The organism is Streptomyces sp. LHD-70 (assembly GCF_031157275.1).
GTDB lineage: Bacteria > Actinomycetota > Actinomycetes > Streptomycetales > Streptomycetaceae > Streptomyces.
Window position 1 is genome coordinate 20,205 of sequence record NZ_JAVIFW010000014.1, and the last position, 16,982, is coordinate 37,186.

The window sequence follows — 16,982 nt, forward strand, 5'->3', positions numbered from 1 at the left end:
GGGGGCGGTTCGGGGTCCTGTGCCCCGTCCGGCAGAGTCCGCTTGGCCTGTACGGGGCACAGGCCGACCCGTGCGCACCCCTCGCCCGCGCGCCACGGGTGGTGGCGGGTGACGATCCGGGCATGCGCTCTTGTTCACGCCGAACGCCGCACGTGCCGGGGCTGCGCCTGCCGATGGCGCTGTCCGCGATCCTCGGGCTCCTCGCGCTCCTCATGGCAGGCGCTCCGGCCGCCACCGCCTCGGACGGGCCGAGCGCCAGCGCGGACGTGGCGCGGCTCTTCGAGGAGGCCGCGAAGGCCACCGAACGCTACGAGGCGGGCCGCAGGGCAGCCGATGTCCAGCGCGCCAAGGCCAGAAAGCTGGAGCGGCTCGTGGACCGCGAACGGCATCAACTGCGGCTGCTGCGCGAGGACTTGGGGCGAATCGCGCGGAACCAGTACCGCACCGGTGGCGACATCTCGTACACCGCGCAGCTCCTTCTCGCCGACGACCCGGACGCGCTGATGCGGGGTCAGCGGGCCTCATGGCAGGCGGATCTGGCGATGAACAACGCGATCGGCAAGGCCCAGCGGACCGCCCGCGCCCTGGACAGCGGCGAGCAGCGGGCGCAGGCCGCCTGGCGCGGGCTCGACGCGCACCAGGCCGACCTGGCGCAGCTGAAGCGCGGCATCGAGCGGAAGCTGGAGCAGGCGCAGTGGACGCTGCAGAACCAGGCCGACGAACAGGTCACCGCCGGCCGCTGCCGGGGCGCCGTACGCCTGGACGAGCGGGAGCCGGACACGGGGCGGCCGTGGGTGGCGCCGGTGGAGGAGTACGAACTCTCCGCCGGATTCGGGGGTTCCGGCGAACGCTGGGCGAGCCGGCACACGGGGCAGGACTTCGCCGTCGGCATCGGGGCGCCGGTGCGGGCGGCCGGGGCGGGTCAGGTCGTGCGGGTCACGTGCGGCCAGGGCTTCGGCATCGAGATCGTGGTGCGGCACAAGGGCGGCTACTACACGCAGTACGCGCATCTCGCGGCCGTCACCGTCGACCAGGGCGAGCGGGTCCGTACGGGCCAGTGGCTCGGGCAGGCGGGCACGACCGGCAACTCGACCGGCCCGCATCTGCACTTCGAGGTGCGGCTCACTCCCCACTTCGGCTCGGGCGTGGACCCGCGAACGTGGCTTGCGGAGCGGGGAGTCGATCTCTGAGCGGCACCCCCCAGCCCCGAGGCCGGGGCTGCCGTCACGGCGGTTGCTGAAACGTTCAGGCGCCGGTGCGCTGCGCGAGGATCCGCTCGATGACCACCGCTACGCCGTCCTCGTTGTTGGCGACGGTACGGCCGGATGCGGCGGCGATGACGTCCGGGTGGGCGTTCCCCATCGCGTACGACGTACCCGCCCAGGACAGCATCTCGACGTCGTTCGGCATGTCACCGAAGGCCACGACCTCGTGCGGGGCGATGCCGCGCTCGGCGCAGCACAGGGCGAGGGTGCTGGCCTTGGAGACGCCGGCCGCGCTGATCTCCAGGAGCGCGGTGGGGCTGGAGCGGGTGACGTTGGCGGTGTCGCCGACGGCCGTACGGGCCAGGGCGAGGAACGCGTCGGGGGACAGCTCGCCGTGGTGGGCGAGGATCTTCAGGACCGGCTGGTCGGCCTGGCCGGAGTCCTCGGCGAGCAGCTTCTCGACGGGGGCGATGGTGACCGCCGGGTCGAGGTGCAGCGGCGGGTAGGCCAGTTCGTGGCCGATGCCGCCCGTGCGCTCCACGGCGAACGAGGTGCCGGGCGCGGCAGCGCGCAGCAGGGCGACGACCTCGAGGGCGTTGGTCCGCTCGATGGCGCGGATCTTGACGAAGCTGTGCGTGCCCGCGCCGCCGTGCAGGTCGACGACGGCGGCGCCGTTTCCGCAGATCGCGAGGCCGTGGCCGTGTACGTGGTCGCTGACGACGTCCATCCAGCGGGCCGGGCGGCCGGTGACGAAGAAGACCTCGATCCCGGCTTCCTCGGCGGCCCCGAGCGCGGCGACGGTCCGCGCCGACACCGACTTGTCGTCGCGGAGCAGAGTGCCGTCCAGGTCCGTGGCGATCAGCCGGGTGCGCTGAGCGGGGGCGGAGGCGGAGGCAGGGGCGGGGTCAGGGCCGAGGTCGTCCGGTCGCGTCGAGGTCACTCCCGCATTCTTCCGCATATGCCGCACGGCCGGGCGGCTGGGTGCACATCTGAGTACGGGGCAGCGCAAACGCAGAGGCTGATGGCTCCGGAGGCGGAGGCTCCATCACGGTGCCGGATGCCGGATGCCGGATGCCGGGTGCCGGATGCCGGATGCCGGGTGTGGGTGCGGGTGCGGTGCGGGTTCCTCCGGAAGAAACGCCGCGGACCGGACCGTACGCTGGCCGCATGACCTCTCCGCTGCGTCTGAGCACCGTGATCCTGCCCATCCACCGCTGGCACGACGGCGGCAGAGCGCGCTGGCAGCGGGCCGAGGAGCTGGGGCTGCACGCGGCGTACACGTACGACCACCTCGCCTGGCGGAGCTTCCGCGACGGGCCGTGGTTCGGCGCCGTGCCCACGCTGACCGCCGCCGCGGCCGCCACCTCGCGGCTGCGCCTCGGCACCCTCGTGACCTCGCCGAACTTCCGCCACCCGGTGACCCTCGCCAAGGAGTTGATCACCCTCGACGACGTCTCCCAGGGCCGGATCACCCTCGGCATCGGTGCAGGCGGCACCGGGTTCGACGCCACCACCCTGCGCACCCCGGACGCCGAGCCGTGGACCCCGCGGGAGCGCGCCGACCGCTTCGGCGAGTTCGTCACGCTCCTGGACCGCCTCCTTCGCGAGCCCGCCGACGTGACGTTCGCCGGTGACTTCTACGCCGCGACCGAGGCCCGCAACCTGCCGGGCTGTGTGCAGCGGGGGCGGCTCCCGTTCGCCGTCGCCGCGACCGGCCCGCGCGGACTGCGCCTCGCCGCCCGCCACGGCCAGGCCTGGGTGACGACGGGCAACCCGAAGCTGTACGAGGAGGGCACCCCCGAGGAGTCGTACGCGGCCCTGCGCGGTCAGCTCGACGGGCTCTCCAAGGCGTGCGCGGACTCGGGCCGGGACGTGGCGGAGCTCGACAAGGTCCTGCTCACCGGGTTCACGCCGGACTTCCACCCGGTGCACCGGCGCGGTCGGCGGCCGATCGACTCGTTCGACGCGTTCGTGGACTTCGCGGGGCGGCATGCGGAGCTCGGCTTCACGGAGATCGTCGTGCACTGGCCGATCCCGGACTCGGACTTCGCGGCGGACGAGCAGCTCTTCGAGCGGATCGCCATGGAGGCGCCGGGTCAGCTCTGAGCGGCGGGCTGCCGGACTGCACCGGAAAACCGTCGGTCAGCTCCGAGCCGTCGGCTGCCGTCAGCTCTGAGCCGTCGGCATCCGGACTGCACCCGGCAAACTCCCGCCCGCGCCGACCTGCCGTGGTTCAGGCCCGCAGCCGCAGATAGCGCGGCGGCACCGCCTGGGTGAGCCAGACGCCGTTGGCGCTGCGGCGGAAGGTGTGGCCGTCCGCGTGCATCGCCCCCGCGTCCACGCTGAGAACGATCGGCCGGCCGCGGCGGGCGCCGACGCGGGTCGCGGTCTCGCGGTCGGGCGAGAGGTGGACGTCGTGCCGGTTCATGGGCCGCAGGCCCTCGCGCCGGATCGCCGCCAGGTGCGCGGCGACGGTGCCGTGGAAGAGGTACGCGGGCGGCGTCGCCGTGGGCAGGGCCAGGTCCACGTCCACCGAGTGGCCCTGGTTGGCGCGGATCCGCTCGCCGTCGATCGCGAACCGCTGCTTGTCGTTGGTGGCGACGACCTCGTCCAGCTCGTCGCGGCCGATCGGGAAGCCGTGTGCGGCGGCGGCTTCGAGGAGCGCGCCGATCTCCGTCCAGCCGGCCGCGTCGAGCGTCAGCCCGATCCGCTCCGGCTCGTGGCGGAGGTGTCTGGAGAGGTACTTCGAGACCTTCACGAGGCGTCGGTCATTCATGTGGCAAGGGTGCCCCGGGCCCGGATAAGTTCTCCAACTCTTTACCGTCGGAATGCATGATCCACAGCCAACCCGGGTTATCCACAAGCGAGTTGGCGTTTCTGTGGACAACAAACCTTGTCGCTAGGCCAGTTCGTCAAGTCCCGCCGCATAAGGTGGGGTTGCGGTCAATTCATCCAACTTGCGTGTGTGGATCTCCCGTTCGGCCGCAGCTGACACGAACGCGGCGACGTTCTCCGTGCCAACCAGCTGTTGCACGGCCTGAATTGTCGTGGCGGGCAGGGCGACCGGCGACTCCTCGGAGAGGGAGGTGGGCGGAGGCGTCCCTCCGAGGTGCTCTCTCAGGTGGCGGGTGGCGAACATCCGCATGGCGCGGGCCAGTTCGGCGTCCACCGTCTGCTGCGCGAGCGGCCGCAGCCGCCGCACGAGATCGGCTGCTTCCTCCGCCTCGTCGTCCGTCGGCGGCAGGTGCCCGCCGATGTAGCGCGCGAAGACATGCTCGGTCGTGAAGTCGAGGAATCTGGACGCGATGTACTCGACGTGGATGCGCAACTCCCTCAGGTGACCGGAGATTGCGATCAGCGGGACGCCCGCCGCGTGCAACTCCGCGGCCACAGCGAGCTCTTGAGGGCTCGGGACCAGGAACTCGTCGGCCCTGCCCGGGATTCGCTCCAGTACGCCGAGCTCCACGGCGTCCTCCACCGCCGCGTCGTCGGGCGCGCCGCCGAAGCGTTCGTCGAGCTCGGCGCGCGTGATGCGGCCGACCTTCTCGTCCGTCCACGGGCCGTCGACCTCCGCCACGAGGCCCAGGACGCCGCCGAGCCCACGGCCCGCGTCCCAGGCCTCCAGGAGTTCCTTTATCGAGGCCAGGGTGAAGCCCCGCTCCAGGAGGTCGGCGATCTGGCGCAGCCGGGCCAGGTGCGCGTCCGTGTACACATTGGCCCGGCCGCGCCGCTCCGGGCGGGGCAGCAGGCCACGGTCCTGATACGCGCGGATCGTGCGCACGGTGGCTCCGCTGTGGTGCGCCAGGTCCTCGATCCGGTACTCGACTGCAGGCCGCAAGTCCCGGCCACCTCCCCTGTCTGCTCGGCTTCTCGGTTTCTCGGTTTCTCGGCTACTCAGCTTTGCGTGCGTCCGCCGCTCTCCTCGGCGCCCATTACACCGGCCGACCGCCACCGGACCACACCGAGGGTTGCAACCGGACCACGCCGACGGTTGCCACCGGACCACACCGGTCGACCGCCACCGGACCACACCGGTCGACCGCCACCGGACCACACCGGTCGACCGCCACCGGACCACACCGGTCGACCGCCACCGGACCACACCGACGGCCGCAACCGGGCCACACCGGCCGACCACAACCCGGACTACACCGGCGGCTGCAACCGGGCTATCGCCCGCAGGGCCTTCGGCGCGAAGCGCGACAGGGCGTGGGCGCCGCGTGCCTCCGGGGTCACCGGGACGACCGCCTGATTTCTGACCACCGCGTCGAGCACCGCGCCCGCGACCTTCTCCGGCGGGTAGTTCCGCAGGCCGTACAGCCGCGAGCTGCGCTTCTGGCGGCGCTTCTCCTCCTCCGCGTCGACGCCCGCGAACCGCGCCGTGGCCGTGATGTTGGTGTTGACCAGGCCGGGGCAGATCGCCGAGACCCCGATCCCTCGACCGGCCAGCTCGGCGCGCAGGCACTCGCTGAGCATCAGCACCGCGGCCTTCGACGTGCTGTACGCGGGCAGGGCCCTGGACGGCTGGAAGGCCGCGGCCGACGCGGTGTTGACGATGTGGCCGCCCTGGCCGCGGTCGGCCATCTGCTTGCCGAAGATCCGGCAGCCGTGGATCACGCCCCACAGATTGACGTCGAGAACCTTCTTCCAGTCGTCCGCCGTCGTGTCGAAGAACGAGCCGGAGAGGCCTATCCCGGCGTTGTTCACCAGGACGTCCACCACGCCGTACTCCCTGGCGACCTTCTCGGCGAGCTTCTCCATGGCCTGCTCGTCCGAGACGTCGACGGTCTCGCCCCAGGCCGCCGGGGCGCCGATCAGGCCCGCAAGCTCGGCCGTGCGCGCCGCGCCCTCCGCGTCCCGGTCCACGGCGACGACGCGGGCCCCGGCCTCCGCGAAGGCGAAGGCGGTGGCGCGGCCGATGCCGCTGGCCGCGCCGGTGACCAGGACGAGCTGGCCGGCGAACCGGTCCGCGTACCGGCCGGAGGCAGCCGCACCGCGGGGCGCGACGGCGGCGCCCTGCGCGCCCCGCTCCCCGAGGTCCTCGGTGGTGGTCACGAAGTCCGTGATCCAGGCGGCCAGTTGGTCCGGCCGGGTACGCGGCACCCAGTGCTTCGCGGGCAGCGTACGACGGGTCAACTGCGGGGCCCACAGCTCCAGTTCGTCGTAGAGGCGCGGGGAGAGGAACATGTCGCCCTGCGGCGTGATCAGCTGCACGGGCGCGTGGGCGTACGCGTCCGCGCGCGGCCTGCTGAGGCGGGCGCGGACGTTGTCGCGGTAGAGCCAGGCGCCGTGGGCCGCGTCCGAGGGCAGCGACGACGTCGGGTACCCGTCCTGCGGGACGTTCTCCATGCGCTGCAGGATCTTCGGCCAGCGGGCGCCGAGCGGACCGCGCCAGGCGAGCTCGGGAAGGACGGGGGTGTGCAGCATGTACACGTACCAGGACTTGGCGCCCTGGCCGAGGAGCTGGCCGACCCGGCGCGGGGTCGGGCGGGCCATGCGCTTCTTGATCCAGTGGCCGAAGTGGTCGAGGGACGGGCCCGACATCGAGGTGAAGGAGGCGATCCGCCCCTCCGTGCGCTTGACCGTCACGAACTCCCAGGACTGCACCGAGCCCCAGTCGTGCCCGACGACATGCACCGGGCGGTCCGGGCTGACCGCGTCGGCCACCGCCAGGAAGTCGTCCGTCAGCTTCTCCAGGGTGAAGCCGCCGCGCAGCGGCACCGGGGCCGTCGACCGGCCGTGGCCCCGGACGTCGTACAGGACCACGTGGAAGCGGTCCGCGAGGCGCGTCGCCACCTCGGACCACACTTCCTTGGAGTCCGGGTATCCGTGGACAAGCAGGACCGTCGGCTGTGTGGCGTCGCCGAGCTCGGCCACGCAGAGCTCCACCCCTCCCGTACGGACCCAGCGCTCGCGCGCGTCCTTCAACAGCCCACCGTTCATTACGAGTTCGCCCTCTCGGTCCCGCTCACTGTGATCCGTGCTCATGCCGTGATCCGTGCTCATGCCGTGATCCGTGCCCATGTGCTGCCCGCCCTTGCCCAGCCGGTCCTCGTGAGGCTCCGGCTCGTCCCGCCTGCTCACAGTGACCTCGCCTCCGCCCAGCGCCGTACGTGCGGAAGGTCGTCGTCCAGCCAGAACGCGCTCTCCTGCGGGTCCTTGGAGTCCGTGACCACCAGGATCTCCTCGAACTTCGCGCCCGTCCCCCGGAACCCGAGGTGCGGCTCGACCGCCCACAGGCCGGGCTGCGGCGGGTGGTCGGAGAACTTGTACGGACTCCACAGCGGGGACCAGCCGTCCCGGTGGCCGTGCAGCGCGTCGCTCGCCAGGCCCTTCAGGGACTGCGTGCCGAAGCCGAAGACATTCGGCGAGAAGCGGCGCTGCTGCACCCGGTCGACCTTGTGCGCGATCACGCCGAAGGGATAGGCGCGGTGGCGGTTCGCGTACCCCTGGCGGTTCATGAGGCGCTCCACGTCCTCGTAGATCTCGCGCAGCGAACGGCGCTCGCGGACCTCGCGCAGGATCAGCTCGCGGTGCTCCTCCAGATCCGCCATCAGCCGGTCCTGCACCGGGTTCGGGCCGAGGCTGCCCGAGTACCCGATGTCCGCCGTGAAGCCGTTGAACACCGGGGCCATGTCGAGGATGAAGGGCATCCCCGGCTCCAGCCTCCGGCTGGTCGGGAAGAACTGCAGCGGGATCCTGAAGCCGGCGAACGCCGTGCGGTCCCCGAACCAGGCGAAGGGCAGGTGGAACCAGTCACGCACCCCGTGCTCGCGCAGCCACTCCCGCTGCATCCGCGCCGCCTCGCGCTCGGTCACGCCCGGCACGAGCTGCGCCGCGACCGCTTCCGCGCAGGCGTAGGCCAGGGACTGCACTTCCCTGAACCCTCGCAGTTCCGCGCCGAGTTCCGTGTCCACCGCTGAGGTCATGCCACCGTCCGTCCCGTGAAGTCCCGCCGGTTCCCGCCTTGCTGCGCTACGCGTTCGTAACGTGACACTGATGAATGTGACAATGACTGACGGCTACGTCAATAGGTGTGCACAGACCCTGTGGACAACGCTGTGCAACGCCTTCCGGGTGTACCTCAGCCCTATAGCCCCTACGGGTCCGTACGCCTGGAGTCGGACACGTATCCAGTCGTCTGGGCTGACGCCCGCTGTGAAGCGCGCCACTACCGTCGAAGCGTGACTGTGATCGCGACCGAAAGCCTCAGCAAGCGGTTCCCCCGGGTGACCGCGCTCGACCGGCTCTCCGTGGACATCGGCCCGGGTGTGACCGGGCTCGTGGGGGCCAACGGAGCCGGCAAGTCCACCCTGATCAAGATCCTGCTCGGACTCTCCCCCGCCACCGAGGGCCGCGCCCAGGTGCTCGGCCTCGACGTCGCCACCCACGGCGGCGACATCCGCGAGCGGGTCGGATACATGCCGGAGCACGACTGCCTGCCGCCCGACGTGTCCGCCACCGAGTTCGTGGTGCACATGGCCCGGATGTCCGGCCTGCCGCCCACCGCCGCCCGCGAGCGCACTGCCGACACCCTGCGCCACGTAGGGCTCTACGAAGAGCGCTACCGGCCCATCGGCGGCTACTCGACCGGCATGAAGCAGCGGGTCAAACTGGCCCAAGCCCTCGTCCACGACCCGCAGTTGGTCTTCCTGGACGAGCCGACCAACGGCCTCGACCCGGTCGGCCGGGACGAGATGCTCGGCCTGATCCGCCGCGTCCACACCGACTTCGGCATCTCCGTCCTGGTGACCTCGCACCTGCTCGGCGAGCTGGAGCGCACCTGCGACCACGTCGTCGTCATCGACGGCGGGCAGCTGCTCCGCTCCAGCTCCACCAGCGACTTCACCCAGACCATGGCGACGCTCGCCGTCGAGGTCACCGACACGGACGAGCACCCCGACGGCACCGCGGTCCTGCGCGGCCGGCTCGAGGACCGCGGAATCAAGCTGCACGCGCGCGTGGAGGAGGGCCTGCCGGGCGCGGGACACGTACTCCTCGTAGAGGCGACCGGTGAGGAGACGTACGACATCGTGCGCGACACCGTCGCCGAACTCGGCCTCGGCCTGGTCCGGATGGAACAGCGCAGGCACCACATCGCCGAGGTGTTCCACGTCGACGACCAGCAGCAACCCGTACCCCAACAGGTGGACACCCAGGCCCCGTTGCAGCCTGCGGCACAGCGAGGAGGCGGCAGCCGTGACGGCAGCTGACACCCGGCGCCCGGACGGGGCGCAGACCCGGATCCACAACATCGGATACCGGTCGTACGACGGCCCCAGGCTCGGCCGCGCCTACGCCCGCCGCAGCCTGTACTCGCAGTCCCTGCGCGGCGCGTACGGTCTCGGCCGCAGCGCCAAGTCCAAGGTGCTGCCGATGATCCTGTTCGCCGTGATGTGCGTGCCGGCGGCGATCGTCGTGGCCGTCGCCGTCCAGACGAAAATGACGAGCCTGCCGCTCGACTACACGCGGTACGCGATCACCACCCAGGCCGTCATCGGCCTGTTCCTCGCGGCCCAGGCCCCGCAGTCGGTCTCCCGGGACCTGCGCTTCAGGACCGTGCCGCTGTACTTCTCGCGCCCGATCGAGCGCGGCGACTACGTGACGGCGAAGTACGCGGCGATGGCCTCGGCCCTGTTCATCCTCACCGCGTCACCGCTGATCGTGCTCTACCTCGGCTCCCTGCTCGCCAAGATGGACTTCGCGGACCAGACCGCCGGGTTCGCACAGGGGTTGGTCTCCGTGGCACTGCTCTCGCTGCTCTTCGCCGGACTCGGCCTGGTCATGGCCGCGCTGACGCCGCGCCGCGGCTTCGGCGTCGCCGCCGTCATCGCCGTACTGACCATCTCGTACGGGGCGGTCTCCACCGTGCAGGCCATCGCCGACGTGCAGGGCTCGACGGGCGCGGTCCCGTGGCTCGGGCTGTTCTCGCCGATCACGCTGATCGACGGCGTGCAGACGGCGTTCCTCGGGGCGACCTCCGCGTTCCCCGGCGGCCACGGTCCCGGTACAGGTACCGGCGCTATCTATCTTCTGGTCGTCCTCGCGCTGATCGCCGGCTCGTACGCAAGCCTGATGCGCCGCTACCGAAAGGTCGGGCTGTGACCCCCGCACCGTCGCCCACCACCACCCTTCCAAAGAATGGGCTGCGCCCATGAGCACCCTTCACATCGACCACGTCTCCCGCTGGTTCGGGAACGTCGTCGCGGTCAACGACATCACCATGAGCATCGGCCCCGGCGTGACCGGCCTGCTCGGCCCCAACGGTGCCGGAAAGTCCACCCTCATCAACATGATGGGCGGCTTCCTCGCCCCCTCCACGGGCACCGTCACCCTCGACGACCGGCCGATCTGGCGCAACGAGGAGATCTACAAGGAGATCGGCATCGTCCCCGAGCGCGAGGCGATGTACGACTTCCTCACGGGCAAGGAATTCGTCGTCGCCAACGCCGAGTTGCACGGCCTCGGCGACAAGGCGGCAGGGCGGGCCCTCGCCACGGTCGAGATGGAGTACGCGCAGGACCGCAAGATCTCCACGTACTCCAAGGGCATGCGCCAGCGCGTGAAAATGGCCTCCGCTCTTGTGCACGATCCGTCGGTGCTGCTGCTTGACGAGCCCTTCAACGGCATGGACCCGCGCCAGCGCATGCACCTCATGGACCTGCTGCGGCGCATGGGCGCGGACGGCAGGACCGTGCTGTTCTCCTCGCACATCCTGGAGGAGGTCGAGCAGCTCGCCTCGCACATCGAAGTGATCGTCGCCGGCCGGCACGCCGCGAGCGGTGACTTCCGGCGTATCCGCCGCCTGATGACGGACCGCCCGCACCGCTATCTGGTGCGCTCCGACGACGACCGGGCGCTTGCCGCCGCGCTGATCGCCGACCCGTCGACGGCGGGCATCGAAGTCGACCGCGCGGAGGGCGCGTTGCTGATCCAGGCCGTCGACTTCGGGCGGTTCACACAGCTCCTGCCGAAGGTCGCCAAGGAGCACGGCATCCGCCTCCTGACGGTCTCGCCCTCGGACGAGTCCCTCGAGTCGGTCTTCTCGTACCTCGTCGCGGCCTGAAGGGAGCCCCCGACATGTATGACCCCACCGTCGCCCGGCTCACCTACCGGGCCCTGCTCGGCCGCCGCCGCGCACTGATCCTGTTCTCGCTGCCGGTCCTGCTGATCGTCATCGCCTCTCTGGTACGTGGTTTCACCGGCGTCGACGACCAGGTCGCCGCGGACGTCCTCGGCGGCTTCGCGCTCGCCACGATGGTCCCGCTGATCGGTGTCATCGCGGGCACCGGCGCCATCGGCCCGGAGATCGACGACGGCTCGGTCGTCTATCTGCTCTCCAAGCCGATCAAGCGCCCCACGATCATCGTCACCAAGCTGATCGTGGCCATCGCCGTGACCATGGCGTTCTCGGCGATCCCCACGTTCATCGCGGGGCTGATCCTGAACGGCAACGGCCAGCAGGTGGCGATCGCGTACACCATCGCGGCCCTCGTCGCCTCCATCGCGTACGCGGCGCTGTTCCTGCTGCTCGGCACGGTCAGCAAGCACGCCGTGGTGTTCGGCCTGGTCTACGCCCTGGTCTGGGAGGCGCTGTTCGGCTCCCTGGTCGAGGGCGCGCGGACGCTGAGCGTGCAGCAGTGGTCCCTCGCCGTGGCGGAACGCGTCGCGCGCGGCGACCTGGTCAGCTCCGATGTCGGACTGCCGCTTGCCGTCGTCCTGCTGACCGGTGTGACGGTCCTCGCGACCTGGTACGCGGGCCAGAAGCTGCGCTCGCTCACGCTGGCCGGGGAGGAGTAACTCCCTTTGTAGTGCGGGTTTTCGGCCCGCCACCGCAGTACGTGTTTTCGGTACGCACGAGAACGGCCACCACGCGCGCGTGGTGGCCGTTCTTACATAGGGGTCAGACCGTACGGTCCCGAGCCGCGAGCAGTCCGACGGCCAGGGCCGCGGCGCACACCCCGAGAACGAGGCAGATCGGCACGGTCCAGCCGCCCGTCGCCTGGTGCACGGCACCGGCCGCCAACGGGCCCGCCGCGGCGAGGAGATAGCCCACCGTCTGCGCCATCCCGGAGAGCCGGGCCGCCGTCGTCGCGTCGCCGGAGCGGAGCACGATCAGCGTCAGGGCGAGCCCCACCGCACCGCCCTGCCCGACACCCAGCACAGCCGACCACAGCCAGGCACCCGACACCGGCGCGACCATCAGCCCGGCGTACCCGGCCGCGACCAGCGCCGTCACCAGGGCGACCAGCGGCCGCTGGCTGCGCATCCGGCCGGCGAGCAGCGGAACGCCGAACGCGCCCGCGACCTGGATGAGGTTGTTGAACGCGAAGATCACGCCGGCCGTGGCGCGGCTCATCCCGTGGTCCGTGAAGATCGTCGGCATCCAGGCGATCAGGACGTACGACCAGAGCGACTGCAGGCCCATGAAAAGCGTGACCTGCCAGGCGAGCGGGGAGCGCCACACGCTGAGCGCGGGCCGCGCGGCGGGGGCCGCGCGCACCTCGTGCCCGGTGCGGCCGCGCGCGATCAGGACCTGCGGCAGCCACGCGACGGCGGCGACCGCGGCGAGAAGCGACCAGAACGCGAGCGAGGCCTCCCAGCTGTCGCCGAAGGCCTTCTCCAGCGGCACGGAGGCGGCGGCCACGACCGTGGCACCGGCGATCATCGCGCCGGTGTAGACGGACGTCATGGACGCGGCGCGGTCCGGGAAGTCCCGCTTGATCAGGCCCGGCATCAACACGTTGAGCAGGGCTATCGCGGTGCCGACCAGGACACCCCCGCCGTACAGCGCGCCCACGGTCGGCACGACCCGTACGAGAATCCCCACGCCGAGCAGCAACAGGGCGCAGAACAGCACCACTTCGGTGCCGAAGCGCCGGGCGAGCCAGGGAGCCACGAGCGCGCCGACGCCGAGGAAGAGCACCGGCACCGAGGTCACGAGGCTGGTCGCCGTCGAGGAGAGCCCGAAGGCCTCGCTGATCTCGCCCACCAGCGGCGAGACGCTCGCGAGCGCGGCCCGCATGTTGAGCGAGGCGAGCACGATCCCGATGAGCAGCACCACGGGGTGCGCCAGCAACTCCCGCCGCGCGGCGAGCCCTCGGGGCGAGGGGCGGACGTCGGCCTCGGCGTCCAGGAGGAGCTGTTCGGCGTCGCCGGGCGCGGTATCGGGGCGTGACAAAAGAGGGCACCTTTCTCGGGCGTACGGCTGTACGGGCCCGTACGTGTGTGGGGGGTGTGGGGGGAGAGGGGCGGCGCGAGTCAGCGCACGCCGAGCTGCCGGAGCGCGTCGATGGGCACCTTCAGGAGCGCGCGCACGGCGGCGTCGGCCGCGACCGGGTCCCCGGCCTCGACGGCGTCGACGAGGGCTTCGTGCACGGCGATGTCCACGGGCGGCATGTCCTGGTCCCCGAGCGCGTGCACGAGCACCTCGTGCACCCGTACCGAGAAGAAGCGGTAGACCTCGATGAACGCGGTGTTGTGGGTGGCCTCGACGACCGCCAGGTGGAAGGCCATGTCGGCGTCCGCGTCCCGGTCGCCCTCCTCGTGCAGCGTGGCGAGCGCGGCGCGCAGCCGCAGCAGGTCGTGGGTGTCGCGGCGCTCGGCGGCGAGCCGGGCGGCCTCCGCCTCCAGGGCGACACGGACCTCGGTGACCTCCAGGGCGCCCGCGTGCCGCATGCCGCGCAGTACGGCGGAGGGGTCGGCGGCGGAGCGTACGAACGTGCCGTTGCCCTGCCGCGACTCCAGCAGCCCCGCGTGCACCAGGACGCGGACGGCCTCCCGGACCGTGTTGCGGCCGACGCCGAGCTGTTCGGCGAGCGTGTGCTCGGTCGGGATGCGGTCGCCGACGGTCCACGCGCCGCTGGTCAGCTGCGTGCGGAGCTGGTCGACGACCGTGTCCACGAGGGACTGCCGTCCTGCGGCCTGCAGCGCCATGCGCGTACCTCTCTGTTTGCCCTGTTGCCCAGTCATCCTACAACTCGGTCTGTGGAGGGCTTGCGGGGATCAAATGGAGCCCCTCCGGCGATTGAGGAGGCCCGTCCGGCAGGACTTTCGGGAAGGGGCGGGGCGGGGAGGGAAAGTCTCCCTACCTCAAGCGCTCCGCCAGCACGCCCGCATGGCTCCGCTCAAGATCCTTGACCGCCGACAGCAACGTGACCGTGCCCTTCGCGGCCAGCCCCCGAACCTCGGCGAGCGCCGCCCGGGCTGCATCCCCGTCAAGCTCCGCCTCGTAGCGGGAACGGAACTCCTCGAACTCGCCCTGTCCGGGCCCGTGGAACCACCGGCGCAGCTCCGTCGACGGAGTGAGGTCCTTCGGCCAGACGTCGATCCGCGCGTCCGCCTTGCTCAGGCCGCGCGGCCACAGGCGGTCGACGAGGACGCGCGTACCGTCCTCGTCCTCCGGTGTCTCGTAGACCCGGCGGAGTCGGACGGTACGCGCGGCGGTCATGATCCAGGTCCTCCGAAAGATCCCCGGTCGGCGAGCAGCCGCTCCAGGACGAGCGCGATCCCGTCGTCCTCGTTGGACGCCGTCACCTCGTCCGCCACGGCCTTGAGTTCCTCGTGGGCGTTGGCCATCGCCACGCTGTGCGCGGCCCAGCCGAACATCGGGACGTCGTTGGGCATGTCGCCGAACGCGATCGTGTCCTTGGCCTTCGCGCCCAGGCGCCGCGCGGCGAGCGAGAGACCGGTCGCCTTGGAAAGCCCGAGCGGCAGCAGTTCCACTATGCCGGGGCCCGCCATGGTCACGCCGACCAGATCACCGGCGATCCGCCGCGCCACTTCGGCGAGCGCGTCGTCGGAGAGGCCGGGGTGCTGGACGTACAGCTTGTTCAGCGGGGCCGACCACAGGTCCGCAGAGTCCGTGAACTCCACGACCGGAAGCGGGCCTTCCTGCACGCGGTAGCCGGGGCCGACGAGCACTTCGCCGTCCACGCCGTCCCGGCTCGCGGCGAGCGCGAGCGGGCCGATCTCGGCCTCCAGCTTGGCCAGGGCGAGCCCGGCGAGCTGGCGGTCGAGCGTCACGGAGGTGAGCAGCCGGTGCTCGCCCGCGTGGTAGACCTGCGCGCCCTGGCCGCACACCGCGATGCCCTCGTACCCGAGGTCGTCGAGGATGTGCCGGGTCCAGGGCACGGCCCGGCCGGTGACCACGATGTGCGCCGCGCCGAGCCCGCAGGCGGTTTCGAGCGCGGCGCGCGTACGCGGCGAGATCGTCTCGTCGGACCGCAGAAGCGTGCCGTCGAGATCCGTCGCGATCAGCTTGTACGGGAAGGTGCCCGGCTCGGCCGCGGGCGCCAGGGCGTCCCGCTGGGCGGCGGCCTGCGCGGCGGCGCCGGCCTTCATCGAGCCGACGGTGACGACGCGCGCGGCGTCGGCGTCCCCCGCGGTGGCCTCCGGACTCTTCGGACCGTCCGGACTGCCAGGACCCTCCGGACCCTCCGGACCAGGAAGTGAACTCACTTGGCGACCGGCTCCAGTACCTCACGCCCGCCGAGGTAGGGGCGCAGTACCTCGGGCACGCGCACCGAACCGTCGGCCTGCTGGTGGTTCTCGAGGATCGCCACGATGGTCCGCGGCACCGCGCACAGCGTGCCGTTCAGCGTCGCGAGCGGGCGGATCTTCTTCTCGTCGCGCATCCGGATGGAGAGGCGGCGCGACTGGTACTCGGTGCAGTCGGACGTCGAGGTCAGCTCGCGGAACTTGCCCTGCGTCGGGATCCAGGCCTCGCAGTCGTACTTGCGGGCGGCCGAGGAGCCGAGGTCACCGGTGGCGACGTCGATCACGCGGAACGGCAGCTCGAGCGAGGTCAGCCACTGCTTCTCCCACTCCAGGAGCCGCTTGTGCTCGGCCTCGGAGTCCGCCGGGTCGACGTACGAGAACATCTCGACCTTGTCGAACTGGTGGACCCGGAAGATGCCCCGGGTGTCCTTGCCGTGCGAGCCGGCCTCGCGGCGGAAGCAGGGCGAGAACCCGGCGTAGCGCAGCGGCAGCTTGTCCGCGTCGATGATCTCGTCCATGTGGTACGCCGCGAGCGGGACCTCGGACGTGCCGACCAGGTACAGGTCGTCCTTGTCCAGGTGGTAGACGTCGGCGGCGGCCTGGCCGAGGAAGCCCGTGCCGGCCATCGACTGCGGGCGGACAAGGGCTGGGGTCAGCATCGGCGTGAACCCGGCGGCCGTGGCCTGCGCCAACGCGGCGTTCACCAGGGCGAGTTCGAGCAGGGCGCCGACGCCGGTGAGGAAGTAGAAGCGCGAGCCGGAGACCTTGGCGCCGCGCTCGACGTCGATCGCGCCGAGGAGCGTGCCCAGCTCCAGGTGGTCCTTGGGCTCGAAGCCCTCGGCTCCGAAGTCGCGGATCGTGCCGTGCTGCTCCAGCTCGACGAAGTCCTCCTCGCCGCCGACCGGGACGTCCGGGTGCACGAGGTTGCCCAGCTGGAGCAGGAGGCGGTCGGTCTCGGCCTTCGCCTCGTCCTGCTCTGCGTCGGCCGCCTTGACGTCGCCCTTCAGCTGCTCGGCGCGCTTGAGGAGCTCGGCCCGCTCTTCCGGCGAGGCCTTGGGGATCAGCTTGCCGAGCTGCTTCTGCTCGGCGCGCAGCTCGTCGAAGCGGACGCCGGACGACCTGCGGCGCTCGTCGGCGGAGAGCAGAGAGTCGACGAGCGTGACGTCCTCTCCACGGGCGCGCTGAGAAGCGCGGACACGGTCGGGGTCCTCACGGAGCAGGCGAAGGTCAATCACGCGCTCCAGGCTACCGGTGCGTGCGCGGGGCCCTCGACCGTAT

General features: G+C 71.4%; 16 protein-coding genes. 6 read left to right on the forward strand and 10 right to left on the reverse strand.

Annotation, left to right across the window (positions count from 1 at the left end; all coding sequences use genetic code 11):
- Nucleotides 1-122: 122 nt before the first annotated feature.
- Nucleotides 123-1,190, forward strand: a complete 1,068-nt coding sequence (locus tag RCO28_RS25660; protein ID WP_308943643.1) for a M23 family metallopeptidase — start codon at nucleotides 123-125, stop codon at nucleotides 1,188-1,190.
- 55 nt (nucleotides 1,191-1,245) lie between these two features.
- Here the strand turns inward: RCO28_RS25660 and RCO28_RS25665 are convergent, their stop codons facing one another.
- Nucleotides 1,246-2,163 carry an HAD-IIB family hydrolase gene (locus RCO28_RS25665; protein ID WP_308943644.1) on the reverse strand — a complete coding sequence of 306 codons (918 nt, stop codon included), beginning with the start codon at nucleotides 2,161-2,163 and terminating at the stop codon, nucleotides 1,246-1,248.
- A 209-nt stretch (nucleotides 2,164-2,372) separates the two neighbouring features.
- Between RCO28_RS25665 and RCO28_RS25670 the strand changes: the two genes are divergently transcribed.
- Nucleotides 2,373-3,311 (forward strand): LLM class flavin-dependent oxidoreductase, encoded by a 939-nt coding sequence (locus tag RCO28_RS25670; RefSeq protein WP_308943645.1) that lies wholly within the window; start codon nucleotides 2,373-2,375, stop codon nucleotides 3,309-3,311.
- A gap of 127 nt (nucleotides 3,312-3,438) precedes the next feature.
- Here RCO28_RS25670 and RCO28_RS25675 read toward each other — a convergent pair whose 3' ends face one another.
- The 4 genes from RCO28_RS25675 to RCO28_RS25690 all read right to left on the reverse strand — a co-directional run bounded on the left by RCO28_RS25675 (nucleotide 3,439) and on the right by RCO28_RS25690 (nucleotide 8,134).
- The gene (locus tag RCO28_RS25675) at nucleotides 3,439-3,981 is read right to left on the reverse strand and encodes an RNA 2'-phosphotransferase (RefSeq protein ID WP_308943646.1); all 543 of its coding nucleotides are present in this window, start codon (nucleotides 3,979-3,981) and stop codon (nucleotides 3,439-3,441) included.
- A gap of 123 nt (nucleotides 3,982-4,104) precedes the next feature.
- Nucleotides 4,105-5,043 (reverse strand): MerR family transcriptional regulator, encoded by a 939-nt coding sequence (locus RCO28_RS25680; RefSeq protein ID WP_308943647.1) that lies wholly within the window; start codon nucleotides 5,041-5,043, stop codon nucleotides 4,105-4,107.
- Nucleotides 5,044-5,351: 308 nt separating this feature from the next.
- Nucleotides 5,352-7,148, reverse strand: coding sequence for an SDR family oxidoreductase (locus RCO28_RS25685; protein ID WP_308943783.1), 1,797 nt, complete (start codon nucleotides 7,146-7,148; stop codon nucleotides 5,352-5,354).
- A gap of 137 nt (nucleotides 7,149-7,285) precedes the next feature.
- Complete coding sequence (locus RCO28_RS25690; RefSeq protein ID WP_308943648.1) at nucleotides 7,286-8,134, reverse strand: M24 family metallopeptidase; 849 nt, start codon at nucleotides 8,132-8,134, stop codon at nucleotides 7,286-7,288.
- Nucleotides 8,135-8,395: 261 nt separating this feature from the next.
- On the opposite strand from RCO28_RS25690, the gene RCO28_RS25695 reads away from it, so the two are divergent.
- From RCO28_RS25695 to RCO28_RS25710, 4 genes are read left to right on the forward strand one after another with little or no spacing between them, the layout of a single operon-like run.
- Nucleotides 8,396-9,418, forward strand: a complete 1,023-nt coding sequence (locus tag RCO28_RS25695) for an ABC transporter ATP-binding protein (protein WP_308943784.1) — start codon at nucleotides 8,396-8,398, stop codon at nucleotides 9,416-9,418.
- Nucleotides 9,405-10,310, forward strand: coding sequence for an ABC transporter permease (locus RCO28_RS25700; RefSeq protein WP_308943649.1), 906 nt, complete (start codon nucleotides 9,405-9,407; stop codon nucleotides 10,308-10,310). The genes RCO28_RS25695 and RCO28_RS25700 overlap by 14 nt, the downstream gene beginning before the upstream one ends.
- A gap of 49 nt (nucleotides 10,311-10,359) precedes the next feature.
- A complete protein-coding gene (locus tag RCO28_RS25705) occupies nucleotides 10,360-11,271 on the forward strand; it encodes an ABC transporter ATP-binding protein (protein ID WP_308943650.1) in 912 nt (303 codons plus the stop codon).
- A 14-nt stretch (nucleotides 11,272-11,285) separates the two neighbouring features.
- Nucleotides 11,286-12,005, forward strand: a complete 720-nt coding sequence (locus tag RCO28_RS25710) for an ABC transporter permease subunit (RefSeq protein ID WP_308943651.1) — start codon at nucleotides 11,286-11,288, stop codon at nucleotides 12,003-12,005.
- Nucleotides 12,006-12,108: 103 nt separating this feature from the next.
- On the opposite strand, the gene RCO28_RS25715 is transcribed toward RCO28_RS25710, so the two are convergent.
- The 5 genes from RCO28_RS25715 to serS all read right to left on the reverse strand — a co-directional run bounded on the left by RCO28_RS25715 (nucleotide 12,109) and on the right by serS (nucleotide 16,939).
- Nucleotides 12,109-13,386, reverse strand: a complete 1,278-nt coding sequence (locus RCO28_RS25715) for an MFS transporter (RefSeq protein ID WP_308943652.1) — start codon at nucleotides 13,384-13,386, stop codon at nucleotides 12,109-12,111.
- 80 nt (nucleotides 13,387-13,466) lie between these two features.
- Nucleotides 13,467-14,141, reverse strand: a complete 675-nt coding sequence (locus RCO28_RS25720) for a FadR/GntR family transcriptional regulator (RefSeq protein WP_308943653.1) — start codon at nucleotides 14,139-14,141, stop codon at nucleotides 13,467-13,469.
- A gap of 151 nt (nucleotides 14,142-14,292) precedes the next feature.
- Entirely contained in the window at nucleotides 14,293-14,655 is a 363-nt protein-coding gene (locus tag RCO28_RS25725; protein ID WP_308943654.1) for a DUF488 family protein, read from the reverse strand.
- Entirely contained in the window at nucleotides 14,652-15,665 is a 1,014-nt protein-coding gene (locus RCO28_RS25730) for an HAD family hydrolase (RefSeq protein WP_308943655.1), read from the reverse strand. Before RCO28_RS25730 ends, RCO28_RS25725 begins: the two co-directional genes overlap by 4 nt.
- A complete protein-coding gene (gene serS / locus RCO28_RS25735) occupies nucleotides 15,662-16,939 on the reverse strand; it encodes a serine--tRNA ligase (protein ID WP_308943656.1) in 1,278 nt (425 codons plus the stop codon). The genes RCO28_RS25730 and serS overlap by 4 nt, the downstream gene beginning before the upstream one ends.
- Nucleotides 16,940-16,982: the final 43 nt, after the last annotated feature.